Source organism: Leisingera sp. ANG-Vp (genome assembly GCF_000813725.1).
Lineage (GTDB): Bacteria > Pseudomonadota > Alphaproteobacteria > Rhodobacterales > Rhodobacteraceae > Leisingera.
The window spans coordinates 17610-43203 of record NZ_JWLD01000013.1; the positions used below are offsets into that span (position 1 = coordinate 17610).

27 protein-coding genes are annotated in these 25594 nt (G+C 62.9%); 15 read left to right on the forward strand and 12 right to left on the reverse strand.

The features are described 5' to 3' along the window. The first annotated feature begins 35 nt into the window (after nt 1-35). Complete coding sequence (locus tag RA20_RS05535; protein ID WP_039125483.1) at nt 36-365, forward strand: DUF1491 family protein; 330 nt, start codon at nt 36-38, stop codon at nt 363-365. A 70-nt stretch (nt 366-435) separates the two neighbouring features. Continuing rightward, nucleotides 436-1191, forward strand: coding sequence for a DNA repair protein RecO (gene recO / locus RA20_RS05540; protein ID WP_039125485.1), 756 nt, complete (start codon nt 436-438; stop codon nt 1189-1191). On the opposite strand, the gene RA20_RS05545 is transcribed toward recO, so the two are convergent. The 3 genes from RA20_RS05545 to RA20_RS05555 form a co-directional block, all read right to left on the reverse strand. Then, entirely contained in the window at nt 1145-1537 is a 393-nt protein-coding gene (locus tag RA20_RS05545) for an META domain-containing protein (protein ID WP_039125487.1), read from the reverse strand. The two genes, recO and RA20_RS05545, sit on opposite strands and share 47 nt — an antisense overlap. Before the next feature lie 247 nt (nt 1538-1784). Next, complete coding sequence (locus RA20_RS05550) at nt 1785-2468, reverse strand: SGNH/GDSL hydrolase family protein (RefSeq protein ID WP_039125488.1); 684 nt, start codon at nt 2466-2468, stop codon at nt 1785-1787. Nucleotides 2469-2628: 160 nt separating this feature from the next. Next, entirely contained in the window at nt 2629-4314 is a 1686-nt protein-coding gene (locus tag RA20_RS05555; protein ID WP_039125490.1) for an acyl-CoA dehydrogenase family protein, read from the reverse strand. 145 nt (nt 4315-4459) lie between these two features. On the opposite strand from RA20_RS05555, the gene RA20_RS05560 reads away from it, so the two are divergent. From RA20_RS05560 to dgt, 3 genes are all read left to right on the forward strand, one after another. Beyond that, the gene (locus RA20_RS05560; protein WP_039125492.1) at nt 4460-5227 is read left to right on the forward strand and encodes a sulfite exporter TauE/SafE family protein; all 768 of its coding nucleotides are present in this window, start codon (nt 4460-4462) and stop codon (nt 5225-5227) included. 24 nt (nt 5228-5251) lie between these two features. Continuing rightward, nucleotides 5252-6148, forward strand: coding sequence for a cation diffusion facilitator family transporter (locus tag RA20_RS05565; protein ID WP_039125494.1), 897 nt, complete (start codon nt 5252-5254; stop codon nt 6146-6148). Between the two features lie 64 nt (nt 6149-6212). Further along, the gene (gene dgt / locus RA20_RS05570; RefSeq protein WP_241482215.1) at nt 6213-7568 is read left to right on the forward strand and encodes a dGTP triphosphohydrolase; all 1356 of its coding nucleotides are present in this window, start codon (nt 6213-6215) and stop codon (nt 7566-7568) included. Here the strand turns inward: dgt and RA20_RS05575 are convergent. Together RA20_RS05575 and RA20_RS05580 are read right to left on the reverse strand one after the other, a co-directional pair. Then, nucleotides 7565-8242, reverse strand: coding sequence for a methyl-accepting chemotaxis protein (locus RA20_RS05575; RefSeq protein WP_052248848.1), 678 nt, complete (start codon nt 8240-8242; stop codon nt 7565-7567). The genes dgt and RA20_RS05575 overlap by 4 nt on opposite strands. Nucleotides 8243-8436: 194 nt before the next feature. Then, nucleotides 8437-10035, reverse strand: a complete 1599-nt coding sequence (locus tag RA20_RS05580) for a phosphoenolpyruvate carboxykinase (protein WP_039125495.1) — start codon at nt 10033-10035, stop codon at nt 8437-8439. 352 nt (nt 10036-10387) lie between these two features. On the opposite strand from RA20_RS05580, the gene RA20_RS05585 reads away from it, so the two are divergent. Genes RA20_RS05585 through RA20_RS05615 form a run of 7 tightly spaced genes read left to right on the forward strand, consistent with a single transcriptional unit; the run spans nt 10388 to nt 15796 of the window. Then, nucleotides 10388-11092, forward strand: a complete 705-nt coding sequence (locus RA20_RS05585) for a response regulator transcription factor (RefSeq protein ID WP_039125497.1) — start codon at nt 10388-10390, stop codon at nt 11090-11092. Nucleotides 11093-11145: 53 nt separating this feature from the next. Further along, nucleotides 11146-12858, forward strand: coding sequence for a sensor histidine kinase (locus tag RA20_RS05590; protein ID WP_039125499.1), 1713 nt, complete (start codon nt 11146-11148; stop codon nt 12856-12858). Between the two features lie 16 nt (nt 12859-12874). After that, entirely contained in the window at nt 12875-13312 is a 438-nt protein-coding gene (locus RA20_RS05595) for an HPr kinase/phosphorylase (protein WP_039125501.1), read from the forward strand. Continuing rightward, entirely contained in the window at nt 13305-14183 is an 879-nt protein-coding gene (rapZ, locus tag RA20_RS05600; protein WP_039125503.1) for an RNase adapter RapZ, read from the forward strand. Before RA20_RS05595 ends, rapZ begins: the two co-directional genes overlap by 8 nt. Before the next feature lie 9 nt (nt 14184-14192). Further along, the gene (locus RA20_RS05605) at nt 14193-14600 is read left to right on the forward strand and encodes a PTS sugar transporter subunit IIA (RefSeq protein ID WP_039125506.1); all 408 of its coding nucleotides are present in this window, start codon (nt 14193-14195) and stop codon (nt 14598-14600) included. Then, complete coding sequence (locus RA20_RS05610; RefSeq protein ID WP_039125508.1) at nt 14601-14870, forward strand: HPr family phosphocarrier protein; 270 nt, start codon at nt 14601-14603, stop codon at nt 14868-14870. Nucleotides 14871-14902: 32 nt separating this feature from the next. Next, nucleotides 14903-15796 (forward strand): lysophospholipid acyltransferase family protein, encoded by an 894-nt coding sequence (locus RA20_RS05615; RefSeq protein ID WP_039125510.1) that lies wholly within the window; start codon nt 14903-14905, stop codon nt 15794-15796. A gap of 73 nt (nt 15797-15869) precedes the next feature. Here RA20_RS05615 and RA20_RS05620 read toward each other — a convergent pair whose 3' ends face one another. Then, on the reverse strand, nt 15870-16745 hold the full coding sequence (locus RA20_RS05620; protein ID WP_039125512.1) for a 3-hydroxybutyryl-CoA dehydrogenase: 876 nt from the start codon (nt 16743-16745) through the stop codon (nt 15870-15872). Nucleotides 16746-16898: 153 nt separating this feature from the next. Here RA20_RS05620 and RA20_RS05625 point away from each other — a divergent pair, with 153 nt between their 5' ends. Beyond that, on the forward strand, nt 16899-17723 hold the full coding sequence (locus tag RA20_RS05625; protein WP_039125514.1) for a DUF6473 family protein: 825 nt from the start codon (nt 16899-16901) through the stop codon (nt 17721-17723). An 81-nt stretch (nt 17724-17804) separates the two neighbouring features. On the opposite strand, the gene RA20_RS05630 is transcribed toward RA20_RS05625, so the two are convergent. The 6 genes from RA20_RS05630 to RA20_RS05655 form a co-directional block, all read right to left on the reverse strand. Beyond that, complete coding sequence (locus RA20_RS05630) at nt 17805-18734, reverse strand: electron transfer flavoprotein subunit alpha/FixB family protein (protein ID WP_039125516.1); 930 nt, start codon at nt 18732-18734, stop codon at nt 17805-17807. Next, on the reverse strand, nt 18734-19492 hold the full coding sequence (locus RA20_RS05635; RefSeq protein ID WP_039125518.1) for an electron transfer flavoprotein subunit beta/FixA family protein: 759 nt from the start codon (nt 19490-19492) through the stop codon (nt 18734-18736). Before RA20_RS05635 ends, RA20_RS05630 begins: the two co-directional genes overlap by 1 nt. Before the next feature lie 293 nt (nt 19493-19785). Beyond that, complete coding sequence (locus RA20_RS05640) at nt 19786-20358, reverse strand: cob(I)yrinic acid a,c-diamide adenosyltransferase (protein WP_039125520.1); 573 nt, start codon at nt 20356-20358, stop codon at nt 19786-19788. A gap of 6 nt (nt 20359-20364) precedes the next feature. Continuing rightward, nucleotides 20365-20568: a twin transmembrane helix small protein gene (locus RA20_RS05645; RefSeq protein WP_039125522.1), complete on the reverse strand. Its 204-nt coding sequence runs from the start codon at nt 20566-20568 to the stop codon at nt 20365-20367. Between the two features lie 73 nt (nt 20569-20641). Continuing rightward, on the reverse strand, nt 20642-21472 hold the full coding sequence (locus RA20_RS05650) for an SDR family NAD(P)-dependent oxidoreductase (RefSeq protein ID WP_039125523.1): 831 nt from the start codon (nt 21470-21472) through the stop codon (nt 20642-20644). A gap of 34 nt (nt 21473-21506) precedes the next feature. Then, nucleotides 21507-22133 (reverse strand): SH3 domain-containing protein, encoded by a 627-nt coding sequence (locus tag RA20_RS05655; protein ID WP_039125525.1) that lies wholly within the window; start codon nt 22131-22133, stop codon nt 21507-21509. 229 nt (nt 22134-22362) lie between these two features. Between RA20_RS05655 and parC the strand changes: the two genes are divergently transcribed. Together parC and RA20_RS05665 are read left to right on the forward strand one after the other, a co-directional pair. Then, nucleotides 22363-24711 carry a DNA topoisomerase IV subunit A gene (gene parC / locus RA20_RS05660; protein ID WP_039125527.1) on the forward strand — a complete coding sequence of 783 codons (2349 nt, stop codon included), beginning with the start codon at nt 22363-22365 and terminating at the stop codon, nt 24709-24711. A 129-nt stretch (nt 24712-24840) separates the two neighbouring features. Next, nucleotides 24841-25428 carry a hypothetical protein gene (locus RA20_RS05665; RefSeq protein ID WP_039125529.1) on the forward strand — a complete coding sequence of 196 codons (588 nt, stop codon included), beginning with the start codon at nt 24841-24843 and terminating at the stop codon, nt 25426-25428. The last annotated feature ends 166 nt before the right edge of the window (nt 25429-25594 follow it).

The window sequence follows — 25594 nt, forward strand, 5'->3', positions numbered from 1 at the left end:
CTGCCGGCTGGGGCAGACGCCGGCGGTTGCGTGCAATGACCCGGCTCACCGCCGAATTCTGGGTTCAGGCCTATCTGGCCCGCTTGCGGCTGATGGATATACCGGCCTTTGTTACCTCTCATGGCGATGACACGGCCGGCGCCGTGCTGGTCAAACTCAACACTCTGGATGGCCAGGCCTGTGCCTTTCACCGCACCTACGACCTGATGAGCGGCTCGCGCAAATGGGATGAACTGGCGTCGGGTGCCGAAGCAGACGTGGACGCTTCGATCCGCCGCCAGCAGGAGTTTGACCCGGATCTCTGGGTGCTAGAGGTCGAGGACCGCCAGGGGCGCCACTTGCTGGACGAACCCGGGCTGGAATAGGCCCGGCCGCTTGCAGACGCCGCTGCAATCGGCTCTGCTGGCACTGTCCGGATGACTGGGAGGCCCGCCTTTGGAATGGCGTGATCACGGCATATTGCTTTCGACGCGCCGCCATGGCGAGAATTCGGCGATCATTGATGTGTTCACCGAAACGCATGGCCGTCACGCGGGCGTGGTGCGCGGCGGAGCCGGCCGCAGGATGGCCCCGGTGCTGCAGCCGGGCGCACAGCTGGATCTCACCTGGCGGGCCCGGCTCGAAGAGCATCTGGGCAGCTATGAGGCGGAACTGCTGCGCAGCAGGGCAGCGGCGGCCTTGTCCGGCCGGCTGGCGCTGGCGGGGCTCAACGCGGTGACGGCGCTGCTGGGTTTCTGCCTGCCGGAACGCGAACCGCACCCCGCGCTTTACCGCCGCAGCGAAAACCTGCTGGATCTCCTGGAGAACGAGGAGCTTTGGCCGCTTGCTTATCTGCGCTGGGAACTGGCGCTGCTGGAGGAGCTGGGTTTCGGGCTGGACTTCACAGCCTGCGCGGTGACTGGCCGCACCCGGGGCCTGGAGTTTGTGTCCCCCAAGTCGGGCCGGGCTGTTTCACGTGAAGGCGCAGGAGACTGGGCTGACCGGCTGTTGCCGCTGCCGCCGGTCATGCTGGGAGAAGGTGCTGCGGAAGACGCCGAGATTGCGCAGGCGCTGCGCACCACCGGCCATTTCCTGGAAGCGCATCTGGCGCCATCGCTGGGCAGCCGCCCGCTGCCGGAGGCGCGGGGGCGGTTTGCGGACCTGCTCAGCCGCCGCTCGCGAACAGCATTTCGCGCCCCTGATCGTTGCTGAGGATCAGCACGTCGCCCGAGATTTCTGCGAGTGTCATCTCCTGCAGCGCCTGCAGAAAGGCGGTTTCCGCATCCTGCTCCGGGCAGGCCCTGCGGGTGGTTGCGAGCTGCCCGGCGCCAAACCAGGGATAGGGAGCCGTCTGGCGGCCGCGGAAGCTGTTGCAGGGGGCCTGGCCAGCGATGCGTCCGGGTGCCGGAAAAGTCACGCTGGCTGCGGCAGGGAAATCGGCCCCGTCAATGGCGGAGAGGTGCCACAGCTTGCCGGCTGCGCCGTAGGCGGAGAGGGTTTCGTCACCGGTGCACGCACTGGCGAGCAGAAATGCGAGTATCCAGGCAGTGCGTGGCATAGGCGGGTCCAATTGCTGCAGCATCCGGCATTGTGGAAAGGGGCCGCGGCAAATTCAAGACAGCGCCCTGAAAACATCCCTGGGAAGCGCTCCCGCCCGTCGCGGCGGCATTGAAAATGCCTTGCTCCCGTTGGGCCGGGCGCCGCGCGATGCGCGGCGCGGGGCTTCCCCGTTGCAGAAGTCCGCAGAGGCGCCGGGCGCAGTACGGCGCTACACTCAACGCACTGGAGGAGGCGGGAGTGCCTCCTTAATTGGCGTGGATGATCCCGGCTACCTTGCGGCCGATTTCAGTGCTGGCCTTGACCGACGGGTGGATCATATCGAGCGCGTGGTAAGACCGGTCGCCAAACGGCACCATGTCCTTGAGCGACAGGAAGTGGATGCCTTCGTCCAGCGCGGCAAGCCGTTCGATGCGGGTTTCCAGTTCGTTGCCCTCATCGCGGCAATGTTCGATCAGCGATCCGACACCGGGGCTGCGCAGGTAGCCGACGTAAATCACTTTGGCGCCGGTTGCGCGCAGATCAGACAGCATGCCAGGGATCGCGCCCTTGCGTCCGTCTGCCGAAATCAGCTTGTCCATCTTGCGGTTGCAGGCAAAGCAGCCGCAGCCGAGCCACAGATCATTGCCGCCGCCGTTCACGATCACCCAGTCCCATTTTCCGGGCGTGTACTGATTGCGGATCTGCAGCCCTGCGGCAGCAGAAACCGGCAGTTTGTAGATTACCCGTGCGGCGGAGACGGAGCGGTCGACCACAGGTTCCTGAAGTTCCTGCGCCACAGTGTCCGCAACCGATTTTCCTGCCAGGCTATGCCAGGCCAGCAGGGAATCCCCCATGGCCAGAATGCGGGAAGGCTGTTCGGTTGGCACGGCGTCGCCGCAAGCTGACAGCAGCATCATAAACGGAACAAGAAGACATCGAAGAATGGTCATGCCCCCTTGTTAACCACGAATCGCTGAGGAGCGAATAACCCGGAATGGAAACAATCTTATTCCGGTCTTCCATTGCAAACAGGCCGCATTCTTGGCGGCAAGGGAAAAGCCCGGCACGGGGCCGGGCTTTGACGCATTTGAGCTGCAGCGGTGTCTGCGATCAGCCCAGCAGGCGGCGGGCAATGACCTGCGCCTGGATCTCGGCAGCACCTTCAAAGATGTTGAGGATGCGGGCGTCGCACAGCACGCGGGAGATTTTGTACTCCATCGCAAAACCGTTGCCGCCGTGGATCTGCAAACCGTTGTCGGCTGCTGCCCAGGCCACCCGTGCGCCCAGCAGTTTGGCCATGCCGGCCTCCAGGTCGCAGCGGTGGCCGTGGTCTTTTTCCCAGGCCGAGAAATAGGTGAGCTGACGGGCGATCATGATTTCCACCGCCATCATCGCAAGCTTGCCGGAGACGCGCGGGAAATTGATCAGCGATTTGCCGAACTGCTTGCGCTCCTGCGCATACTGCATGGCGATATCCAGCGCGGATTGTGCCACGCCGATGGCGCGGGCCGCGGTCTGGATACGGGCCGATTCAAAAGTCTCCATCAGCTGTTTGAAGCCTTTGTTCTCCTCGCCGCCCAAGAGGTTTTCGCCCTTCACATGGAAGTTGTCGAAACCCAGCTCGTATTCCTTCATGCCGCGGTAGCCGAGCACCTCGATCTCGCCGCCGGTCATGCCTTCGGTCGGGAAGGGATGTTCGTCGGTGCCCGGGGTTTTCTCCGCCAGGAACATCGACAGCCCGCGGTGGTCGGTGGTGTCGGGGTCGGTGCGCGCCAGCAGGGTCATCACATGGGTGCGCGCCGCGTGGGTGATCCAGGTCTTGTTGCCGGTGATCTTGTAGTCGCCGTTCTCGTCCTTCACCGCGCGGGTGCGCAAGGAGCCAAGGTCGGAGCCGGTGTTCGGCTCGGTGAACACAGCGGTGGGCAGGATTTCGGCGCTGGCCAGTTTCGGCAGCCAGTTGGCTTTCTGCTCCTCGGTGCCGCCGCAGAGGATCAGCTCGGCTGCAATCTCGGAGCGGGTGCCCAGCGAGCCAACGCCGATATAGCCGCGCGACAGTTCTTCAGAGACCACCACCATCGAGGCTTTGGACAGGCCGAACCCGCCGTATTCCTCAGGGATGGTCAGGCCGAAAACGCCCATCTCGGCTAGCTCTTCGATCACGCTCAGCGGGATCAGCTCATCCTTCAGGTGCCAGTCATGGGCATTCGGCTCGACCTTTTCGACCGCATAGCGGCGGAACTGGTCGCGGATCATCTCCAGCTCTTCTTCCAGGCCGGAGGTGCCGAACATGGTGGAGCCTGCCTGCTCCTCCATCAGCTGGACCAGACGGGAGCGCGCAGCCTGGCTGTTGCCCTGCTCGCACAGCGTCATCACCGCAGGCGCCATCAGCGAGCGCTGCGCATCTTGGCTCAGGCCCAGGTCCTGCAGGCGGATGATTTCGCCCTGGTTCATCTGGATGCCGCCGTAGACCTGCCACAGATACTCGCCAAAGCCGATCTGGTGGATCAGCTGCTCCATCTCGCCGAATTTGCCTTCGCCCTGCAGCTTTTCGGCCCACTTCTGCATCTGGCGCAGCGAGTAGACGTAAGTGGCCAGCCAGGACAGCCCGTGCGCGGCCACCTGGTTTTCCTCGATCAGCTTGCCGGAAACGCGGCCCTCGCTGCTGACCATTTCCTTCACGGAGGCCCGGGCAGCGTCAAGCAGCTGGTCCAGCGGTTCCAGGGCGGCGCCGGTCAGTGCCAGCAGGTCGGGAATGAGTGTCGGTTTCATCTGCAAGTCCTGTCCGTCATGAGCCATGAATCAGATCCTTCTTCGGTCGCCCGGTGGTAAATCATTTTGCAGGTGCAGCGCAACAAAAATACTCACAGGTGTGGCGTTTGGATCAAATCTTGCGTGTTGATTTTGCCGGTGCAGCGCGGCGCGGATGTGGTAGAGCAGGGCTATGAGCGCATTGTTTTCCCTGATTTCCCCGGCTGAGCTGGCAGCCGCATTTGGCATCGCATTGCTGGCAGGCACCGTCAAAGGGCTGGTTGGTTTTGCCATGCCGATGATCTTCATCTCCGGGCTCAGCATGTTCCTGGCGCCTGATCTGGCGCTGGCGGGGCTGATTCTGCCGACATTGGTGACCAACGGAATGCAGGCGCTGCGGCAGGGGCCGCGAGCTGCCATGGCTTCAATTGGCAAATTCAAAGTCTTCTTGCTGATTGGTCTGATGTGCCTGCTGCTCAGTGCCCAATCGGTGCGGGTGCTGCCGCAGCAGGCGCTGCTGCTGGTGATCGGGGTGCCGGTGACGGTCTTTGCCTTCATCCAGCTGATGGGGAAAACCTTCTCGATCACCAATCCGACCCGCCGCAGCGAGGCCATGGTGGGCGGCATTGCCGGGCTGATTGGCGGGGTGTCGGGTGTCTGGGGGCCGCCGACGGTGGCCTATCTGACTGCATTGGGCACCGAAAAGACTGAGCAGATCCGGGTGCAGGGGGTGATCTACGGCCTTGGCGCCGTGGCGCTGCTGCTGGCGCATGTCGGCTCCGGGGTGATGCGGGCGGAAACTGCACCTTTCTCTTTGGCTCTGATCGTGCCCGCAGTGGCAGGCATGTGGATCGGCGGCCAGCTGCATGACCGGATCGACCAGGTGCTGTTCCGCCGGGCCACGCTGGTGGTGCTGCTGATCGCCGGCTTGAACCTCTTGCGCCGCGGGCTGCTGATGTAAACAGTGCACAAGCGGGGAGAGAGCATGTTTCAACGCTTCAGTGCAACACAACTGGCGACAGGGTCGATCCTGATCGCGCTGGCGGTGACCGGGCTGAAAGTTGCTGCCTGGATGCTGACCGGCTCAGTTGCGCTGCTGTCGGATGCGCTTGAGTCCTTCGTGAACATCGGCGGCGCTGTGATTGCCTGGTTTGCCGTGCGCTATGCCCAGCGGCCGGCCGATGACGGCCATCCCTACGGCCACCACAAGGCGGAGTATTTCTCGGCCGTGGCCGAAGGCATCATGATTGTGATCGCCGCAGTGGTGATCCTGCATGAGGCGGTGAATGCCTTTGGCCGTGCCGCCGTGGCGGATTGGGGCACGGCGGGCCTGCTGGTCAACGCGCTGGCCATGGTGCTGAATCTTGCCTGGGCGCGGGTGCTGCTGGCCGCAGGCGGACGGCTTAAGTCGCCGGCCTTGTCGGCAGGCGGGCGGCATCTGATGAGCGATGTCTGGACCTCCGCCGGGGTGCTGGCAGGCCTGGTTCTGGCGCTGGCCAGCGGCTGGACGGTGCTTGACCCGCTGCTGGCGCTTTTGGTGGCGGTCAATATCCTGCGCGAGGGCTGGCTGGTGATAGCCTCCTCGGTGAACGGGCTGATGGACACCGCAGCGCCGGAAGCGGAACGCAGAAAGATCGAGGAGATCATTCACCGCATGGGCTCAGGCGCGCTGCAGGTGCATGATCTGAAGACGCGCCGGGCGGGGCAGGCGCTGTTCATCGAGTTTCACATGGTGGTGGACGGCGCCATGACGGTGCGGGCCTCGCATGGCATTTGCGACCTGATCGAGATTGCCCTGCGGGATGCCTTGCCCGAAGCGCAGGTGGTGATTCACGTGGAGCCGGAGCACAAGCTGGAGCCGGCCGGGATCAAGCCGCGCTGAAGCGTTTGCATTTCCGGCGCGCCTCCCGTTTAAGCGCTGTCAAACAGGCATAAGGAGCGGGCATATGGCGATGGATTGGAACAAGCTGCTGAATGCAGGAAGACTGTGCCGTCCGGAGTACCCTGAGCACCCGGGCCGCCCCGCCTATCTGCAGGATTACGACCGGATCCTGTTTTCCGAACCGTTTCGCCGCCTGGCGCAGAAGACCCAGGTGCATCCGCTGCATGACCATGACCACGTGCATCACCGGATGATCCACAGCATGGAAACCGCCAGCGTCGGCCGCTCGCTGGGGGCGGGCGTGGGCGCAGCGCTGGTGGCGCGCGGCAGTCTGGAGCCTGAGCAGATCTCGCGCCTGGCCGGCCACACCGAGGCTGCCTGCCTGGTGCATGACATCGGCAACCCGCCCTTTGGCCATTCCGGCGAAGACAGCATCGGCGACTGGTTTGCGGCGCAGTTCCGCGCAGGCAACGGCGTTGCCGCGGAGGTGCCGCAGCATCTGCGGGCCGAGTTTGAGCACTTCGAGGGCAATGCCCAGGGCTTCCGCATCGTCGGACGGCTGGAGTTTGCCCAGCAGGAGGGCGGTCTGCGTCTCAGCTATGCGACGCTGGGCGCCTTCATGAAGTACCCCTGCACCCGCCTGGTGCGGGACGAGGCCGTAGGGGCAGGCAAAGCTCCCTACGTCGGCCTCAAGAAATTCGGTGTGTTCCAGTCGGATGCAAAGCTGTTCGAGGAAACCGCAGAGGCGCTGGGCCTGGTGGCCGAGCCCGGCGGCTGGTACCGGCGCCATCCGCTGGCCTTCCTGGTCGAGGCTGCCGATGACATTTGCTACCGTATTCTGGATATCGAGGATGCCGCCAGCATGGGCGATCTCGACCGCGCCGAGGTCGCCGAGGCGCTGGAAGCCATCATCGGCAAGCCCAATGAGGACCGCGGCCTGCCGATGCGCGACCGCATTGGCCTGCTGCGCGCTTTTGCTATCGGCCAGTCCATCGAGGCCGCCGTCACTGCTTTCATGGAAAACTATGACGCCATCATGATGGGCGAATTCAACGACGGGCTAATGGAGGTCTCCTCCAAGGCACAGGCCTTTGCCTGGCTGAAAGAGCTGTCGGAGAAGCGGATCTTTGTCGCCCGCCGCAAGACCGAGCTGGAGATCACCGGACGGCAGGTGCTGCATTCGGTGCTGGATCACTTCCATGGTCTTTACGCCGATCTGCATGATTGCGGCTGGGATGCAGAGGAGCTGCAAGCCCGGCACGGCTATTGGGCCAAGCTGATCCGCGCTGTCGATCTGGATCTGCGCGGGGTGGAAGACCCCTATACCGCGATGCACTCGCTGGCCGATTTTGTTTCCGGCATGACTGACCGCTATGCGCTCAAGGTGCGGGACATGGTGACGGGGGCTGTCTCGCGCTAACCGGCACGCCGGGCTTCGGCAGCCTCCCGCGCCTCATCGCGTTTGCGTTCGGCCATGGTGTCGGTGATGCGGCTGGCCCATTGATTGTTCTCGTCCGCCAGCGCTTTGATCTCGCGGGCGAGGTAGGCAAAGCCGAGGCCCGCCTTGCCCGCGCGTGCAGCCTCGATGCCTGCGTTGATTGCCAGGATCGATAGTTTCTGCACCGACCGCAGGATGTTCTCCGCCAGGTCGATGATCTCGGCATTGGCATCCTCAGTGCGGCTCAAGGTCTCCTGCAGTTCCTTGCGCAAGGCCACCTCAGCCGAGGCATCCACCACCAGTCCTTCCAGATAGACCATTTCGCCGCTGTCGTCATAAACCGCATTGCCGCGCTCGCGCACCCAGGCGTCAGTGCCGTCCGGGCGGCTGAGACGGTAGGCAACGTCCCAGTTTTCCCTGGCTTCGATGGCGGCGTCCACATCTGCAAACACCCGGTCGATGTCGTCTTTGTGGGTGAGCCCGACGTAAGACACTTTGGCGTTGCCAAGGATATCGGCCTTGGCACAGCCGCAGAGTTTCTCCACCTGGCCCGCCATAAACTCCATGGTGAAATTCTCGTCGTTGGCGCATCGGTACACAAAGGCGCTGCCAGAGCTGAAGATGCTGTTGAATACCGTCAAAGCTTGCGTGTCCATGTGGCCCTTTCCCAGCTTGGAGGCTGCGCAAAAAACATGTGATCTGAGTTGTTGATTCCTGAATAGGGTGGGTTTGTGCCGTTAAATTAACGTATATCGGTCATTTGCGGCATTGAGTGCCCGCAGATGCGGCATGCAAAAGAAAAACCCCGGCCGGAACCGGGGTTTTCTTAAGGCTTCGCTAAGGAAGGGAATCAGCCGATGGCAGCTGCTTTCACATCCTCGTCGATGAACGGCAGGTACTGTTCGAAGTTGTCCGAGAACATCTGAACCAGCTTGGCCGCCTGACGGTCATAGGCTTCCTGATCATCCCAGGTGCGGCGCGGATCCAGCAGCACTTCCGGCACGCCCGGCACGGTGACGGGCACGTCAAAGCCGAAGTTGCCGTCCTTGCGGAATTCCGCCTCGGCCAGCGAGCCGTCCAGCGCGGCGGTCAGCAGCGCGCGGGTTGCCTTGATCGGCATCCGGGAGCCAACGCCATAAGCGCCGCCGGTCCAGCCGGTGTTGACCAGCCAGCAGGTTGCGCCGTGCTGGGCGATCTTCTCGCGCAGCAGGTTGCCGTAGACTTCGGGGCGGCGTGGCATGAAGGGGGCGCCGAAGCAGGTGGAGAAGGTCGGCTCCGGCTCGGTCACGCCGCGCTCGGTGCCGGCCACTTTGGAGGTGAAGCCCGACAGGAAGTGGTACATCGCCTGCGCCGGGGTCAGCCGCGAGATCGGAGGCAGCACGCCGAAGGCATCACAGGTCAGCATGATGATGTTCTTCGGGTGGCCGCCGCGGGCGCTTTCCGATGCATTGGAGATGTAATGCAGCGGGTAGGCGCAGCGCATGTTGGCGGTCAGGCTGTCGTCGTTGAAATCCAGCTCTTTGGTGTCCTCGTCGAACACCATGTTTTCGATCACGGTGCCGAACTTGGAAGTGGTGGCGTAGATTTCCGGCTCTGCCTCGGCGTTCAGGTTGATGGTCTTGGCGTAGCAGCCGCCTTCGAAGTTGAAGGTGCCGTTGTCGGCCCAGCCATGCTCATCGTCGCCGATCAGCACCCGGTCCGGGTCGGCGGACAGGGTGGTTTTGCCGGTGCCCGACAGGCCGAAGAACACGGCGGTGTCGACCGGGTTGCCTTTGGCGTGGTTGGCGGAGCAGTGCATCGGCATGATGCCTTTTTCCGGCAGCAGGTAGTTCAGCAGGGTGAATACCGATTTCTTGTTCTCGCCCGCATATTCGGTGCCGCCGATCAGGATCATCTTGCGGTCGAAGTTCATCGCGATGATGGTTTCCGAACGGCAGTTGTGCTTCTGCGGATCCGCCTGGAAGCTGGGGCAGTTGATGACGGTAAAGTCCGCGGTGAAATCGTCTAGATCTTCGCGGTCAGGGCGGCGCAGCATGGTGCGGATGAACAGGTTGTGCCAAGCCAGCTCGGTGACCATCCGGACGTTGATCGCATGCGCCGGGTCGGCACCGCCCACCAGGTCCTGGACGAAGTAGTCTTTGCCCTTCATGTGCTCCAGCATGTCGTTGTAGAGCGCATCAAAGCCTTCCGGGCTCATCGCTGCGTTGTTGTCCCACCAGATGGTGTCGCGGACGCTGTCGGATTTTACGACATGTTTGTCCTTGGGCGAACGGCCGGTGAATTTGCCGGTGGTCACGAGGAAAGCGCCGCCATTGCCCAGCGTGCCTTCGCCGCGCTTCAGCGCGGCTTCGATCAGCGCCGGCTCCATGAAGTTGTAGTAGACATTTCCCAGACCCTCGATGCCCTGATCTTCGAGGCGGAATTGCGGGTTAACCCGTCCAGATGTCATGCGTTTTTTCTCCTGTGGCGGCGCGGCGGCACGCAGGCTGCGCGGCTGCGCCAGTGGGGCAATAGAAAACGGCATTGCTGCCGGTGGCGGGGTCTTAACACGGCGTTTCGGGCGGTGAACAGGCCGGCGTCCCCTAGTTAGCGCCATCAAGGCGATGTTTAGCGCAACCATTGATTTAACAGTTGATTTAACTGCCGCAGCCGCCTGCTTGTTCAGCAGACGCTAAGGTATTTTTGCCCCAATTGCGCCCAAAGATGGCCGCGATTCTTCAAATGGGATTGATTCGGCGCACCATTAGGGCGATGAAAGTGGTAAAAACAAAACTGAGCAGAGCAGATTAGGGGCAATTCCGATGTCAAAGATTGCTTTGGTTGACGATGACAGGAACATCCTGACATCCGTCTCCATGACGCTTGAGGCCGAAGGCTTTGAGGTTGAGACCTATAACGACGGCCAGGCAGCACTGGACGCGTTCAACAAGAAACTGCCGGACATGGCCGTTCTGGACATCAAGATGCCGCGCATGGATGGCATGGACCTGTTGCAGCGGCTGCGCCAGAAAACCCAGATGCCGGTGATCTTCCTCACCTCCAAGGATGATGAGATAGATGAGGTGCTGGGCCTGCGCATGGGCGCAGACGACTATGTGAAGAAGCCGTTCTCGCAGCGCCTTCTGGTTGAGCGGATCCGGGCGCTTCTGCGCCGCCAGGAGGCGATCAGCAGCGACGCGGCCGGCGGCAGCAGCCCCGAGACCAAGGTGATGGAGCGCGGCAACCTGCGGATGGACCCGCTGCGCCACGCCGTCAGTTGGAAGGGCAAGGACGTGTCCTTGACCGTGACCGAATTCCTGCTGCTGCAGGCGCTGGCGCAGCGCCCCGGCTTTGTCAAAAGCCGCGACCAGCTGATGGATGTGGCCTATGACGACCAGGTTTATGTCGACGACCGCACCATCGACAGCCACATCAAGCGCCTGCGCAAGAAGATGCGCAGCGCGGATTCGGATTTTGCGGCAATCGAAACCCTTTATGGAATCGGTTACCGTTATAACGAAGAATAAGCGGCACGATTGAGCGGGGCGTTATGCCACCGGGGCCGAAGGAGAAGGCGCGCATGCGCGATACCAGCATAACGCAACGCCAGCAGGACGGCGATGTTGTTCTGGGGGAAGACTGGGTCACCCCCGAGCAATCCGTCACGCAGGAAATGCAGGTCAAGCGCGCACGCCGGGGGCTTCTGTCGCTCAAGGGTTCGCCGCTGACACGCAAAATCATTACCTTTAACCTGATCGCGCTGATCATCCTGGTTGCCGGGATTCTGTATCTGAATTCCTCGCGCCAGAGCCTGGTCAAGCAGCGGGCGGGCACCCTCGTATCCGAAGCAATGCTGACTGCCAATGTCTTTGAAGCGGAGCTGCCGTCGGCAGGTGCCGTAAGTTTTGCTGCAGGTGACGGCATTCAGGTGGAGGATACCCTGGCCCGTCTCAGCCTGCGCAGCGGCGTCGAAGCCTTTGTGTTCGATACCACCGGCAATCTGATCTCAAGCATCAAAGGGGCCGGCAGCAGCGATGCCCTGAACACCTTGAATGACAGCGGCGGAAACCGCACCCTGATCAGCGATGCCCTGGCTGCCATATGGGGGTTTGCAGATGGCGGCAAACCGGCCGCTTCAAACACTGCATCAGCGCCGGCTTTGGAGCAGCGCCTGGCTGGGCTGGTCGACCGCGCGATGAGCGGCGGCACCGGGGTTGAAACCGTAGTCGATACCAGCGGCAGCCGGGTGATTTCCGCGGCGACGCCGATCATGCACAACGGCAGGGCGGTTGGCGTGATTGCCTTGACGTCGCCCACTGGCGAGGTGGACGCGCTGGTGCGCGGCGAGCAGGAGCGGGTGCTGCAGATGTTCATCGTGGCGCTGCTGGTCTCGGTTGGTTTGAGCCTGGTGCTGGCCTCGACCATTGCCAATCCGCTGGCGGATCTGGCCGAAGCCGCCGAACTTGGCCGTGAGCGGGGCAGCCGCAAATCCAATCCCGGCAGGATCCGTATTCCTGACCTCTCTGCCCGTCCGGATGAGATCGGCCGCCTGAGCCGGGCCCTGCGCGGCATGGTCAAAGCGCTTTACACCCGGATCGACAGCAACGAGCAATTTGCAGCTGACGTCGCGCATGAGATCAAGAACCCGCTGGCCAGCCTGCAATCGGCCGTCGGCACCCTGCGCATGGTGCGCCGCGATGATCAGCGCGAAAAGCTGATGGATGTGATCGAACATGACGTCCGCCGCCTCGACCGGCTGGTGAGCGACATTTCCAACGCCTCGCGGCTGGATGCCGAGCTGGTCAAGGAGGAGGAAGAGGAATTCGACCTGCTGACCATGCTAGGCAATCTGAACCAGTATCTTGGCGAAGACGCCCGCGCCAAGGGCGTCGACTACATCACCGATCTGCCCGCCCAGCCGATCCTGCTGCAGGGTCTGGAGGCGCGTCTGGCGCAGGTCTTTGTCAACCTGATCACCAATGCGATTTCATTTTGCGAGGAGGGCGACGCGATCCGCGTCTGGGCGCGGCGCCGCGCCAACCGGGTGCTGATTGTGGTCGAGGATACCGGACCGGGCATTCCCGATCAGGCGCTGTCCAAGATCTTCAAACGGTTCTATTCGCAGCGCCCGGTGGAGCATTTCGGCAATAACTCCGGCCTTGGCCTCGCGATTTCCAAGCAGATTGTCGAGGCGCATGGCGGCGTGATCTGGGCCGAAAACATCCGTCCTACCGAGGCCGATGTAACTTCTGAGCCTCTGGGCGCGCGATTTGTGGTAGGCTTGCCCGTCTAAACCCGGTGTATAGCCCATGTCTGAAACTCAAAGCCTCATCCTGCATGCCTCCTGCGTCGCGCTGGAGGGGAAGGGGCTGTTGATCACCGGCACTTCGGGGCAGGGCAAATCGGCCCTGGCGCTGCAACTGATGGCTTATGGCGCCCAGCTGGTTGCCGACGACCGGGTGCTGCTGCAGCTTTGGGACGGCGAGGCGGTTGCCAGCGCACCGGAGCCGATCCGCGGGCTTGTCGAAGCACGCTATATGGGGCTGCTGCATGCGCAGATCCGCAGCCCGGTGCCAGTGGCGGTTCTGGTTGACCTGGATGAGGCCGAGACCGAACGCCTGCCGGAACGGCAGACTACCCGGCTGCTGGGCCTGGACGTGCCGCGGCTGAAACGGGTGGACGGCGCGCATTTTGCTCCGGCCCTTATTCAATACCTCAGATGCGGAGCCCTTGATCCCGATGCCTGATGCCGAAACACAGGCGGTCCCTGCCGTTCTGGTGACCGGCCCTTCCGGGGCTGGGCGGACTACCGCGATCAACGTGCTTGAGGATCTTGGCTTTGAGGCCATCGACAACCTGCCGCTGCGGCTGCTGCCCGGGCTGATCGACGCCGCCGCCGCACCCCGGCCGATGGCGCTGGGCCTGGACAGCCGCAACCGCGATTTCTCGCCGCGGGCTCTGCTGGATGTGATCGACATGCTGTCCGGCCGCCGCGAGGTTGAGCTGACCGTGCTGTACCTTGATTCCCAGCCGGACGTGCTGCTGCGCCGCTATTCGGAAACCCGCCGCCGCCATCCGCTGGCCCCGGCGGAATCCCCAGGCGAGGGCGTGCGCCGCGAGCTGGACCTGATGGCGCCGATCCGCGACCGCGCGGACATCCTGCTGGATACTTCCGCCATGAACGTCCACCAGCTGAAGGCCGAGATCGAGCGCTGGTTCGCCCCCGAAGGCCGGGCGCTGGCGCTGTCGGTGCAAAGCTTCTCATACAAACGCGGCATGCCGCATGGCATCGACATGGTGTTCGATTGCCGCTTTCTGGCCAATCCTTACTGGCAGCCGGAGCTGCGCCAGCTGAATGGCCAGGACCCCGCCGTGCAGGACTACGTTCGGGGCGATGCCCGGTTTGCGCCCTTCTTTACCCGGATCCTGGACCTGACCCGCCTGCTGCTGCCGGCCTACCGGGAAGAGGGGAAATCGCATTTTTCCATCGGCTTCGGCTGCACAGGGGGGCAGCACAGATCTGTCACAATGGCGGAAACCCTGGCCAAGGCCCTTGCGGAAGACGGCCTGCAAGTGTCAATTAGACACCGCGAGCTGCAAGGCCAGCAAATGAAGTGAGAGGCCGGGTTGATCGGGATTGTGATCGTAGCGCATGGCGGGCTGGCAAGGGAGTACCTTGCCGCGGTGGAACACGTTGTGGGTCCGCAGCCCAATCTCATGTCCATTGCTATCGGCCCGGAGGATGACCGGGGCGGCAAGCAGGATGAAATCTGTGCGGCTGCCAATACCGTCGACACCGGCGGCGGCGTGGTGGTGGTGACGGACCTGTTCGGCGGCTCTCCATCAAACCTCAGTCTCAAGGCCTGCGCACCGGCGGACCGCCGCATCCTCTACGGAGCCAATCTGCCGATGCTGATCAAACTGGCGAAATCCCGCCACTTGCCGGTTGCCGATGCGGTCCGGCAGGCTATGGAGGCCGGGCGCAAATACATCAACGCGCAAAACGTAAACCCTGACGGGGAGCAGGCACATTAAATGGCTCTGAAGACGCTGAAAATCATCAATGAAAAGGGGCTGCATGCCCGCGCCTCGGCCAAGCTGGTGGAGGTGGTCGAAGGGTTTGACGCCACGGCAGAGGTCACAAAGGACGGGCTGTCGGCCTCCGGCGACAGCATTATGGGTCTTTTGATGTTGGCAGCCTCGAAAGGAACGACTATTGACGTCGAAACTTCGGGACCTGATGCAGATGCGCTGGCGCATGCGCTTGAGTCCCTGGTGGCCGACAAGTTCGGCGAGGGCTACTAGGCCCAGCCGGCAGCGGAACGGGAAAAGGCACATTGGCGGATACCGCACACGACAGGAACACCGGCGCTGCGCCGGAGAGTGCTGGGCAGACGGGGGAGGTCTATGACCGCCGCACGCTGACCTATGCCAATTCCTTTGACGACCGCTGGACATCTCTGGCCATCAAGACCATCGAATGGCTCACAGGCAAACTGACTATCCTGCGCATGGTCAGCCGGTTCGAAAAGCAGAATGCCGAATACCGCGGCCAGAAGTTCTGGCGCGGCGCGCTCAACGTGATGGGCATCGACCTGCAGACCCCGGAAGAGCAGATCAACAACATCCCCAAGGACGGGCCGGTGGTGATTGTCGCCAACCACCCGCACGGTATGGTCGACGGCATGATCTTTGCCGATCTGATCGGCCGCCGTCGTCTGGACTACCGCATCCTGACCCGCTCGGTGCTGACCGGCCTGGACGAGGCGGCGACCTCCTTCATGATCCCGGTGCCCTTCCCGCATGACCCCGAAGCGCAGCGCAAGATGGTCGATATGCGGGCCAAGACGATGGCGTTCCTCAAGGAGGGCGGCGCGGTGGCGCTGTTCCCCTCCGGCGTTGTGATGTCGTCCGACAGCTGGTTCGGCCCGGCAGTGGAGCGCGAATGGAATGTCTTCACCGCTCAGCTGATCCGCCGCTCCGGTGCGCGGGTGGTGCCGATCTTCTTCCCCGGCAACAACTCCCGCTGGTATCAGATCGCCTGCCAGGTCTCGCCGATCCTGCGCCAGGGCCTTCTGCTGCATGAGATCGTCCGCTCCTGCAACAAACCGCAGGCCCCCGTTGTCGGCAAGCCGCTCACCGATGAGCAGATGGAGCAGCTGCAAAGCGACCCGCGCGGCTTCATGGCCTGGCTGCGCGAACACACGCTCAGCCTCGGCAAAAAGGGCTGACCTCGGCGTCATCCCGCTGGAAACAAAAGAAGCGCCCCGCAGGGCGCTTTTTTGTTTTGCACGGGTCTGGCCGTCACCGTGTCGGCACCGGCTCCTCGCCGCGGTAGTCGTAAAACCCGCGCTGGGTTTTGCGGCCCAGCCATCCGGCCTCGACATATTTGGTCAGCAGCGGGCAGGGCCGGTACTTGGTGTCGGCCAGCCCGTCGTGCAGCACGTTCATGATCGCGAGGCATGTATCCAGGCCAATGAAATCCGCCAGTTCCAGCGGCCCCATCGGATGATTGGCGCCCAGCTTCATCGACTCGTCGATCGACTTCACCGAGCCCACGCCTTCATACAGCGTATAGACCGCTTCGTTGATCATCGGCATCAGGATCCGGTTGACGATGAAGGCCGGGAAGTCCTCGGCGCTGGCCGATGTCTTGCCCAGCCGCGCGACTACCTCCTGGCAGGCGGTGAAGGTGGGCTCGTCGGTAGCAATGCCGCGGATCAGCTCAACCAGCTGCATCACCGGCACGGGGTTCATGAAGTGGAAGCCCATGAAGCGCTCAGGCCGGTCGGTGCGGCTGGCCAGCCGGGTGATCGAGATTGACGAGGTGTTGGATGTCAGAATCGTATGCGGCATCAGATGCGGCTGCAGGTCCTCGAAGATGGCCTGTTTCACGGTTTCCCGCTCCGTCGCCGCTTCGATCACAAGGTCGGTCGTGCCCACATCTGCCAGCTTCAGAGACGGCACGATTCGGGCCAGGGCCGCCTTCATGTCCGCTTCGGAGACCTTTCCCTTGCTCACCTGGCGGGCCATGTTCTTGTGAATGACGCTCAGCGCGCCATCCAGCGCCTGCTGGCTCACGTCATTCAGCACGACCTCGTACCCGGCCAGCGCCATCACATGGGCAATGCCGTTGCCCATCTGCCCGGCGCCGATCACACCAACCTTCTGAATTTCCATGCCTCAGGCTCCTGAAATATCTGCGGCAACCTTACTGGCGGCGAAAGGGCAGGCACAAGGGCAGCTGCAGCGGATTTGAGGCAAATTTTCACTTTAGGGAAATTGCAATGGTTGCCGGTCAGAGTGAGTCTCGGGTGAAAAATTGGTGGTGAAATGAGCTATGAACTCAAAAGCGCGGGGGCGCTTTCGGGGGAACCATGCAGATATGGCGAGTCCAGGCTGCTGGTGAGGGGTCCGGAGAGGATCCTGGGGGACCCCTATATTGCCTTTCTCGGTGGAACCGAAGTTTACGGGCGATTCGTTGAATTTCCCTTTGTCGACTCCCTGGAGACCCAGCTTGGAATGGATTGCATCAACCTTGGCAGCGTGAATGCCGGGCTGGACAGCTTCGTGCAGGATGAAACCCTGACCGGGATCGCCCGCGCCGCGGAAGTCACGGTGCTGCAGATGCTCGGGGCGCAGAACATTTCGAACCCCTATTACCGGGTGCATCCGCGCCGCAATGATCGTTTCCTGCAGGCGCATCCGGCGCTGAAAACCCTCTATCCCGAGGTCGACTTCACCGAATTCCATTTCAACAAGCACTTGCTGTGCACCCTGCGTGACATTTCCGGCCAGCGGTTCGAACAGGTGCGCGAGCAGCTGCAGCGCAGCTGGGTGGAGAGGATGAGCCTCCTGATCGAACAGCTGGATGGCCGGGTGCTGCTGCTATGGCTGCGCTATGAGCTGGGCGGCGAGACCGGTTTCCCGGAAGAGCCGGTTCTGGTTGACCGGGCCATGGCCGAAGCCTTGAGGCCCAAGGTGCAGGGCATCCTCGAGTTCCGCGCCGAATCCGCTGCCGCGGCACAGGATATTGCAGGCATGATCTTCGGCCAGATGGAGCTGCCGGCGGCGCGCCACATGATCGGCCCCAAAGAGCATATGAGGATTGCTGAAGCGCTTGCCGGCCATCTGGCACCGCTGGTGCAGGAGAAATAGCTTCCGCCTGCCAAGCTCCCTCAACAGCAAAAGGCCCGCCAAATGGCGGGCCTTCGCTTTGATCAGCTGTTGAGCCGGGGGTTAGCCCAGCTTTTCGGTCAGAGCCGGCACAGCTTCGAAGAGGTCTGCAACCAGGCCGAAGTCTGCGACCTGGAAGATCGGTGCTTCTTCGTCCTTGTTGATCGCCACGATGACCTTGGAGTCCTTCATGCCCGCCAGGTGCTGGATCGCGCCGGAGATGCCGATGGCAACATAGAGGTCCGGGGCAACAACCTTGCCGGTCTGGCCAACCTGCCAGTCGTTCGGGGCGTAGCCCGAGTCGACCGCGGCGCGGGATGCGCCAACTGCGGCGCCCAGCTTGTCGGCCAGGGTCTCGATCAGTTTGAAGTCTTCCTCGGAGCCAACGCCGCGGCCGCCGGAGACAACGATGCCGGCCGAGGTCAGCTCGGGGCGGTCGGAGGCGGCAACCTTGTCTTCGACCCACTCGGACAGGCCCGGGTTGCCGGCTGCAGAGATGGTTTCCACGGATGCGGAACCGCCTTCGCCGGCTGCGTCGAAGGACGCGGTGCGGATCGAGACGACTTTCTTGGCGTCGTTCGACTTCACGGTCTGGATCGCGTTGCCGGCATAGATCGGGCGCTCGAAGGTCGCGCCGTCGACAACGCCGGAAACGTCCGAGATCACCATCACGTCCAGCAGCGCGGCAACGCGCGGCAGAACGTTCTTGGCGTCGGTGGTGGCGGGTGCCACGATGTGCTCGTAGTCGGACGCCAGGCCTGCGATCAGCGCTGCGGTCGGCTCTGCCAGGCGGTGGCCCAGGGAAGCGTCCTCGGCAACCAGAACCTTGGCAACGCCAGCGATTTTCGCGGCTTCGGCACCGGCGGCAGCAGCAGATGCGCCAGCGGCCAGAACGGTCACGTCGCCCAGCTTGGAGGCTGCGGCCACGGCTTTTGCGGTTGCGTCCAGCGCCAGGGCGCCGTCGGTCACTTCAGCAAGGAGAAGAACAGCCATTACACAGCCCCCGCTTCTTTGAGTTTCTCAACCAGCTCGTCGACGGAACCGACCACGATGCCTGCGGCGCGTGCCGGCGGCTCTTCGGTCTTGACGATTTCCAGGCGCGGCGTGACGTCGACGCCGTAGTCGGCGGCGGTTTTCTCGTCCAGCGGCTTTTTCTTCGCCTTCATGATGTTCGGCAGCGACGCATAGCGCGGCTCGTTCAGGCGCAGGTCCACGGTGATGATGGCGGGCATCTTCACGGAGATGGTCTGCAGGCCGCCGTCAACCTCGCGGGTGACTTTCGCGGTGTCGCCTTCGATGTCCAGCTCGGAGGCAAAGGTGCCCTGGGACCAGCCCAGCAGCGCCGACAGCATCTGGCCGGTGGCGTTCATGTCGTTGTCGATCGCCTGCTTGCCGCAGAGCACGACGCCGGGCTGCTCTTCCTCGACCACTTTGGCCAGGATTTTCGCAACGGCCAGCGGCTCGATGTCGGTGTGCACGTCGTCGGCAGCAACCACCAGGATCGCGCGGTCCGCGCCCATCGCCAGGGCGGTGCGCAGAGTTTCCTGGGCCTGCTTCACGCCGATCGAAACCGCAACCACCTCATCCGCCTTGCCGGCTTCTTTCAGGCGGATGGCTTCTTCGACAGCGATTTCGTCGAAGGGGTTCATCGACATTTTCACGTTGGCGAGATCGACACCGCTGCCGTCCGCTTTGACGCGGACCTTCACGTTGTAGTCAATCACGCGCTTGACAGGCACAAGTACCTTCATTTTGCGTTCTCTCCTTAACAAACGGCAAGCCGCCACCGGCGACTCCCCTTTATGCTCTCGCAGCGTTGATACCGGCTGGTGTGGCGCCGTAACAGGGCAAAATCGTCACGTTAGCGCACGCCGACGTCGCGTTTGCGCATTTGAGGCATCAATTTTGCAAGAATGTTTCCTGACGGAAAATTGTTCCGGGCCATGCCGCAAACCCCGGCGGCAAAGGCGCACCGGGGCAGGCGTTTTCAGGGGATTTCAGGGCTGGCTGGGCGAATCAGGCGCCTGGCAAAGCGGCCGGGGTGTCAGCGGTTGGCGCCGGGCACCCAAAGGACATCGTCCTTGCCGCCGTTGTTGGCCACGCGCGCCGCAACAAAGAACCAATCCGACAGCCGGTTCAGGTATTTCACCGCCGCCTGGTTCACGTCCTCAGCAGTGCTCAGCTCGGTTGCCATACGCTCGGCACGCCGGGCAACGGTGCGGCAGACATGCAGATGCGCGGCCAGCTTTGAGCCGCCCGGCAGGATGAAGCTGCGCAGCGCCTCCAGGTCCTTGTTCATCACGTCGATCTCGGCTTCCAGCCGCTCGACCTGCGCCACCGCGATGCGCAGCGGCGGATATTCGGCCTCGGCGTCTTTTTCCATCTCGGGCCGGCAGAGGTCGGCACCCAGATCGAACAGGTCATTCTGGATACGGCTGAGGGCTGCGTCCATCTCGCCCTCGGCCTCAAGGCGTGCCACACCGACAAAGGCGTTCAGCTCATCCGAGGTGCCATAGGTGTTCACCCGGGCCGAATGCTTGGCCACGCGGTCGCCATTGCCCAGGGCGGTCTCGCCCTTATCGCCGGTCCGCGTGTAAATCTTGTTCAGAACGACCATCGCCGATTACCCTCCCTGGCTTTGGAGGTAGATGTAGGCCAGCAGCAGAACCACCGCAATGAATTGAAACAGGATGCGCAGGCGCATCATCTTGTTGGCATTCTTGCGGTTGAACTCGCCGCCTTTGCCAAAGCCGCCGATGCCGATGACCAGCGCCAATACCACGGCGCCCATGGCGGCCAAGCCCAGATAATACAGCGGATCGCTCATCCTATCCCTCGCACGCGTTTAGTCCCTTGCTTTCCTCTACCCCGCGCGACGGCGGTTGGCGACCGGGAATCGGCTAGCCCAGCTTCACAAGGATGCGGTCAATTGCCCTAGTGCTGAGGATCCGGCGCAGGATGCCGGCAATATGGGTGGGCGTGGTCACATAGTAGCGCGGGTGCGGGCGGCGGGATTCGCAGGCATGCGCCAGCTTGGCGGTGACGGCTGAGGCGGGCAGTTCGAATGTGTCCGGGCCTTTGCTTTCGTACAGCCGCTTCAGCAGGCGCTTTTCGTAGAGATCGCGCAGCGGCGAAGACTTCCAGTCAATGAAGCGCTCGAAATGCGGAATCGACTTCTCGCGGATTTTCGAGGTTACCGGCCCGGGCTCGATCAGCACCATGTGGATGCCGGTCCCCTGCAGCTCGACCCGCAGCGTGTCGGTGAGGCCCTCCAGCGCGTACTTCGTCGCCACATAGGCGCCGCGCCAGGGGAAGGAGACAAAGCCCAGGATCGAAGAATTCTGCACGATCCGCCCGTGCCCCTGCTTGCGCATCACCGGAATCACCTGCCGGGTCAGCTCGTGCCAGCCAAAGAAGTTGGCCTCGAAAATCGTCCGCAGGGCCTCGGTCGGCAGGTCCTCCACCGCGCCGGGCAGCCCGTGGGCGCCGTTGTTGAACAGCGCGTCCAGCGTGCCGCCGGTGGCTTCCAGCACTTCGGCAAGGCCCGCGCTGATGCTGGCCGGCTCGGTGTAGTCAATCCGCGGGCTTTCAAAGCCTTCGGCGCGCATCCGGTCGCAGTCGCGCTGCTGGCGGCAGGAGGCAAACACCCGCCAGCCCCGCTCCCGCATGCCGCGCGCCGCGTCCAGGCCGATCCCGGAGGAGCAGCCTGTGATCAGGATGGTTTTCTTCATGTTCACGCCCTCTGCCCGGATGTCTCCGGTGCAGTTATGGGCGTTTCTTGCTGACCAGGGAAGCGGCAATCCAGCCGACATGCCCCTTGTCCGGTGCGCGCAGGTGCAGCCAGCCGGTACCGCTGTCTTCCAGCACGATCACCTCATCCCCGCCCAAAAGGCGGGTGATCACCGGGTAATTTGTGCCCGGCCCCTGGCGCATGTTCACCCGGGATGCGCGGATGCTGCGGCGGTCCAGAATGACCTCAGGTTCGGGTTGCAAGGTTTCAGCAGTTTCGACAGCGGCAGCAGGCGTTGCTGTAATCGCTGCAAGGCCGCCATCCAGCGACGCCAGTTGCAAGCCCCCTGGTGCCGGTTCGCCGGAGAAGGCCGTCTGCGTCGAAGCAAGAACGCCGGCAGCGCTGGCCAGATGGCCGGCTGCCACGCGCTGGCGCAGGGCCGGATCCGCAGCCGGGCGCTCAGGCGTCTGAACCTGCGACCGGCGGGTCAGCACCGGCTGAGCCGTCAGCGAGGCCGCGGTGATTCTCGCAGGCTGAGCCGTGGCAGGTTTGGCCTCCGCCACCGGCTCCGGCCGTTTGGGCGGTTCAAAATCCGCCCCTCCGCTCAGTTCATAGAATCCCCATCCGAGGAAGGCAAAAGATACCAAAACAAATCGCGACATAACCCGGTCCCCCCAAGACCTGCAAAAGGCAGCGCAGCGCAAACACATTGATCCAAAATGCAATACGACCGGTGCAGCTGCCCGGTCCCTGTATATCTAGCGCGGGTTAACGGCCAGGAAACAGGGGAGAGTCGGCGGCCTTCTCCCCGTAGCGGGCGGGCAGGGGGCGGCGTGCGAATTTCGCGCAGCCCCGCTTTACCAATTCCGGCGGCGGAAGTATCACCGATGCATGACCGACTTGGTAGAAGACCCCGACATGCCGTCCGCCCCTGAAGGGGGCGAAATCCGCGAACCGCTGCGCCGCGCCATTGGCGAGCGCTATCTGACCTATGCGCTCAGCACCATCATGCACCGGGCGCTGCCCGATGCCCGCGACGGGCTTAAGCCGGTGCACCGGCGCATCCTCTATGCGATGAACCGGCTGCGGCTCAGTTCTTCGGGCGGCTTCCTGAAGTCGGCCAAGATCTCCGGCGACACCATGGGCGACTTCCACCCCCATGGCGACGCGGCGATCTATGACGCGATGGCGCGTTTGGCGCAGGACTTCAACGTCCGCTACCCGCTGGTCGACGGCCAGGGCAACTTTGGCAACATCGATGGCGATAACCCGGCGGCCTCGCGTTATACTGAGGCGCGGATGACCTTCATCGCAGAGGCGATGCTGGAAGGGCTGAACGAGGACGCAGTTGATTTCCGCGACAACTACGACGGCCGCCTGCAGGAGCCCTCGGTTCTGCCCGCGACCTTCCCGAACATTCTGGCCAACGGAGCGGCCGGCATCGCGGTGGGCATGGCCACCAACATTCCGCCGCACAACATCGCCGAGCTGATCGACGCCTGCATCCACCTGATCCGCACGCCGGATGCCCGCGATGACACGCTGCTGAACTACGTGCCGGGCCCCGATTTCCCGACCGGCGGCATCATTGTCGAGCCCAAGGAAAACATCGCCAAGGCCTACAGCACCGGACGCGGTTCCTTCCGTCTGCGCTGCACCCATGAGGTCGAGGATCTGGGCCGCGGCCAATGGCAGATCGTGGTCACCGAGATCCCCTATCAGGTCCAGAAATCCAAGCTGATCGAAAAGATCGCCGAGCTGATCCAGACCAAGAAGGTGCCGATCCTCGCCGATGTGCGCGACGAATCGGCCGACGACATCCGCATCATCCTGGAACCCAAGTCCAAGAACGTGGACCCCGAGGTTCTGATGAACATGATGTTCCGCAACTCGGACCTGGAAATCCGCTTCAGCCTGAATATGAACGTGCTGATCGACGGCGTCACGCCCAAGGTCTGCTCGATGAAAGAGGTGCTGCGCGCCTTCCTCGACCACCGCCGCGACGTGCTGCAGCGCCGCTCGCGCCACCGGATGGAAAAGATCGACCACCGGCTGGAAGTGCTGGAAGGCTTCATAATCGCCTTCCTGAACCTCGACCGGGTGATCGACATCATTCGCTATGACGAGGACCCCAAGGTCGCGCTGATCCGCGAGGACTGGAGCAAGGACCACCCGCGTGCCTTCACCGAGGCCGAGTATATCACCCCGGCACAAGGCGTTGGCGAGCTGACCGAGGTCCAGGCCGAAGCCATCCTCAACATGCGCCTGCGCAGTTTGCGCAAGCTGGAAGAGATCGAACTGACCCGCGAGCGCGACGCGCTGCGCGAGGAACGCGCCGGCCTGGTCGAGCTGCTGGGGTCGGAAGAGCTGCAGTGGAACCGCATCACCGAGCAGCTGAAAGAGACCAAGAAGCAGTTTGGCAAGACCTACGAAGGCGGCGCCCGCCGCACCCGCTTTGCCGAGGCCGGCGAAGTGGAAGAGGTGCCGCTGGAAGCGATGATCGACAAGGAGCCGATCACGGTTGTCTGTTCGCAGATGGGCTGGATCCGCGCCATGACCGGCCATATCGATCTGAACCGCGAACTGAAGTTCAAGGACGGCGACGGCCCGCGTTTCATCTTCCATGCCGAAACCACAGACCGGCTGCTGGTGTTTGGCTCCAACGGCCGTTTTTACACGCTGTCGGCGGCGAATCTCCCCGGCGGCCGCGGCATGGGGGAACCCGTCCGCCTGATGGTCGACCTCCCCAACGAGGCGGAGATCATTGATCTGATCATCCACAACCCCGAAGGCAAGCTGCTTGTGGCATCCGATGCAGGCAACGGCTTCATCTGCGCCGAGAAGGAGATCGTCGCCCAGACCCGCTCCGGCAAGCAGGTTCTGAACGTCAAGGACGAAGACCGCGCCAAGATCTGCATTCCGGTCGAAGGCGACCACGTGGCCATTGTGTCGGAAAACGGCAAGTTCCTGGTGTTCTCGGTCGAGGAGATGCCCGAGCTCACCCGCGGCAAGGGCGTGCGGCTGCAGAAGTACAACATGGCCCGCGGCAAACAGGGATCGCTGGAACTGGACGGCGGCCTCAGCGACATCACCACCTTCAACTGGGACGATGGTCTCAAGTGGGAAATGGGCGGCGGCAAGACCCGCCATGAAGCCGACCTCACACAGTGGCTGGGCAAACGCGCAGGCGTCGGCAAGCGGCCGCCGCACGGCTTCCCGCGCAACTACAAATTCAAGTAAGGCGGCAGGTTTCTGCTGCCTGCCTGTGCCCCCCGCGCCACCTGCGCGGGGGTTGCTGTTTGCGGGCCTTTACCGGCTGGGCGTTGCCCGGCTATCTGAGCAGGTCTGAATTTCCGTGGGGGACCGTTGATGATCCGCATTCTTTCTCTGCTGTCCGGGCTGGCCATGCTCGCCGCTTGCGGCGAAACCAGCCTGAACGAGGCTCCTGAGGATCTGGGCGCCTTCCATGCGCGGGTCACTCATGTTTACACGGAAAAAGCACTGCAATGGCCGCTGTCGCGCGACGCTGAACACAGCGAATGGACGGCGCCGATCGAAAACGCGCTGAACGCCCGTTTGCGCCGCTACGACGGTGCGCAGGAATATGACGTGGCAGTAACGCTCGAAGGGTTCATGCTGGCCCCGCCCGGCGTGCCGGTGCTGTTTTCCCCGAAGAGCGCGGTTGTGGTGAACGTCTTTGTCTATGACGTTGCGGAAGAGAGATTCCTCGCCAAGAAGCACCAGATGGAGATCTTCGAAAGCACAACCGGCGAAAGCGCTTTGCTGGGCTCCGGCCATGCCCGCACGAAGGAAGAGCAGATCCAGGGCCTGGCCATCAACATTGCCGACAAGGTCGAGGAATGGATGGCAGAGCAGCATAAGGAATCGGGGTGGTTTGCCCCGCGCCTGGCCGGGGAGGCCGCAGATAGGCCGGCACCGGACAGCACGGACGGCTGAGGCACGCGAATTCCGCTTCTGTCAAGCAGGAACGGGTTGATTTTTCCGCCCAAACCAAATAATCCGCCCGCGCAGAGGAAACCGGGTCAAAGCACGACCCCTCATTTCAAAAGGGCGCCTAAGGAATGGCAAAGGAAAAGTTTGAGCGTAATAAACCGCACGTCAA

Bases quoted from the DNA above. Each gene is read 5' to 3' on its own strand.
- RA20_RS05535 (WP_039125483.1), top strand. From the start codon at position 36: ATGACCCGGCTCACCGCCGAATTCTGGGTTCAGGCCTATCTGGCCCGC.
- RA20_RS05545 (WP_039125487.1), bottom strand. From the start codon at position 1,537: ATGCCACGCACTGCCTGGATACTCGCATTTCTGCTCGCCAGTGCGTGC.
- RA20_RS05550 (WP_039125488.1), bottom strand. From the start codon at position 2,468: ATGACCATTCTTCGATGTCTTCTTGTTCCGTTTATGATGCTGCTGTCA.
- RA20_RS05555 (WP_039125490.1), bottom strand. From the start codon at position 4,314: ATGGCTCATGACGGACAGGACTTGCAGATGAAACCGACACTCATTCCC.
- RA20_RS05560 (WP_039125492.1), top strand. From the start codon at position 4,460: ATGAGCGCATTGTTTTCCCTGATTTCCCCGGCTGAGCTGGCAGCCGCA.
- RA20_RS05565 (WP_039125494.1), top strand. From the start codon at position 5,252: ATGTTTCAACGCTTCAGTGCAACACAACTGGCGACAGGGTCGATCCTG.
- dgt (WP_241482215.1), top strand. From the start codon at position 6,213: ATGGCGATGGATTGGAACAAGCTGCTGAATGCAGGAAGACTGTGCCGT.
- RA20_RS05575 (WP_052248848.1), bottom strand. From the start codon at position 8,242: ATGGACACGCAAGCTTTGACGGTATTCAACAGCATCTTCAGCTCTGGC.
- RA20_RS05580 (WP_039125495.1), bottom strand. From the start codon at position 10,035: ATGACATCTGGACGGGTTAACCCGCAATTCCGCCTCGAAGATCAGGGC.
- RA20_RS05585 (WP_039125497.1), top strand. From the start codon at position 10,388: ATGTCAAAGATTGCTTTGGTTGACGATGACAGGAACATCCTGACATCC.
- RA20_RS05590 (WP_039125499.1), top strand. From the start codon at position 11,146: ATGCGCGATACCAGCATAACGCAACGCCAGCAGGACGGCGATGTTGTT.
- RA20_RS05595 (WP_039125501.1), top strand. From the start codon at position 12,875: ATGTCTGAAACTCAAAGCCTCATCCTGCATGCCTCCTGCGTCGCGCTG.
- rapZ (WP_039125503.1), top strand. From the start codon at position 13,305: ATGCCTGATGCCGAAACACAGGCGGTCCCTGCCGTTCTGGTGACCGGC.
- RA20_RS05610 (WP_039125508.1), top strand. From the start codon at position 14,601: ATGGCTCTGAAGACGCTGAAAATCATCAATGAAAAGGGGCTGCATGCC.
- RA20_RS05620 (WP_039125512.1), bottom strand. From the start codon at position 16,745: ATGGAAATTCAGAAGGTTGGTGTGATCGGCGCCGGGCAGATGGGCAAC.
- RA20_RS05625 (WP_039125514.1), top strand. From the start codon at position 16,899: ATGAGCTATGAACTCAAAAGCGCGGGGGCGCTTTCGGGGGAACCATGC.
- RA20_RS05630 (WP_039125516.1), bottom strand. From the start codon at position 18,734: ATGGCTGTTCTTCTCCTTGCTGAAGTGACCGACGGCGCCCTGGCGCTG.
- RA20_RS05635 (WP_039125518.1), bottom strand. From the start codon at position 19,492: ATGAAGGTACTTGTGCCTGTCAAGCGCGTGATTGACTACAACGTGAAG.
- RA20_RS05640 (WP_039125520.1), bottom strand. From the start codon at position 20,358: ATGGTCGTTCTGAACAAGATTTACACGCGGACCGGCGATAAGGGCGAG.
- RA20_RS05645 (WP_039125522.1), bottom strand. From the start codon at position 20,568: ATGAGCGATCCGCTGTATTATCTGGGCTTGGCCGCCATGGGCGCCGTG.
- RA20_RS05650 (WP_039125523.1), bottom strand. From the start codon at position 21,472: ATGAAGAAAACCATCCTGATCACAGGCTGCTCCTCCGGGATCGGCCTG.
- RA20_RS05655 (WP_039125525.1), bottom strand. From the start codon at position 22,133: ATGTCGCGATTTGTTTTGGTATCTTTTGCCTTCCTCGGATGGGGATTC.
- parC (WP_039125527.1), top strand. From the start codon at position 22,363: ATGACCGACTTGGTAGAAGACCCCGACATGCCGTCCGCCCCTGAAGGG.
- RA20_RS05665 (WP_039125529.1), top strand. From the start codon at position 24,841: ATGATCCGCATTCTTTCTCTGCTGTCCGGGCTGGCCATGCTCGCCGCT.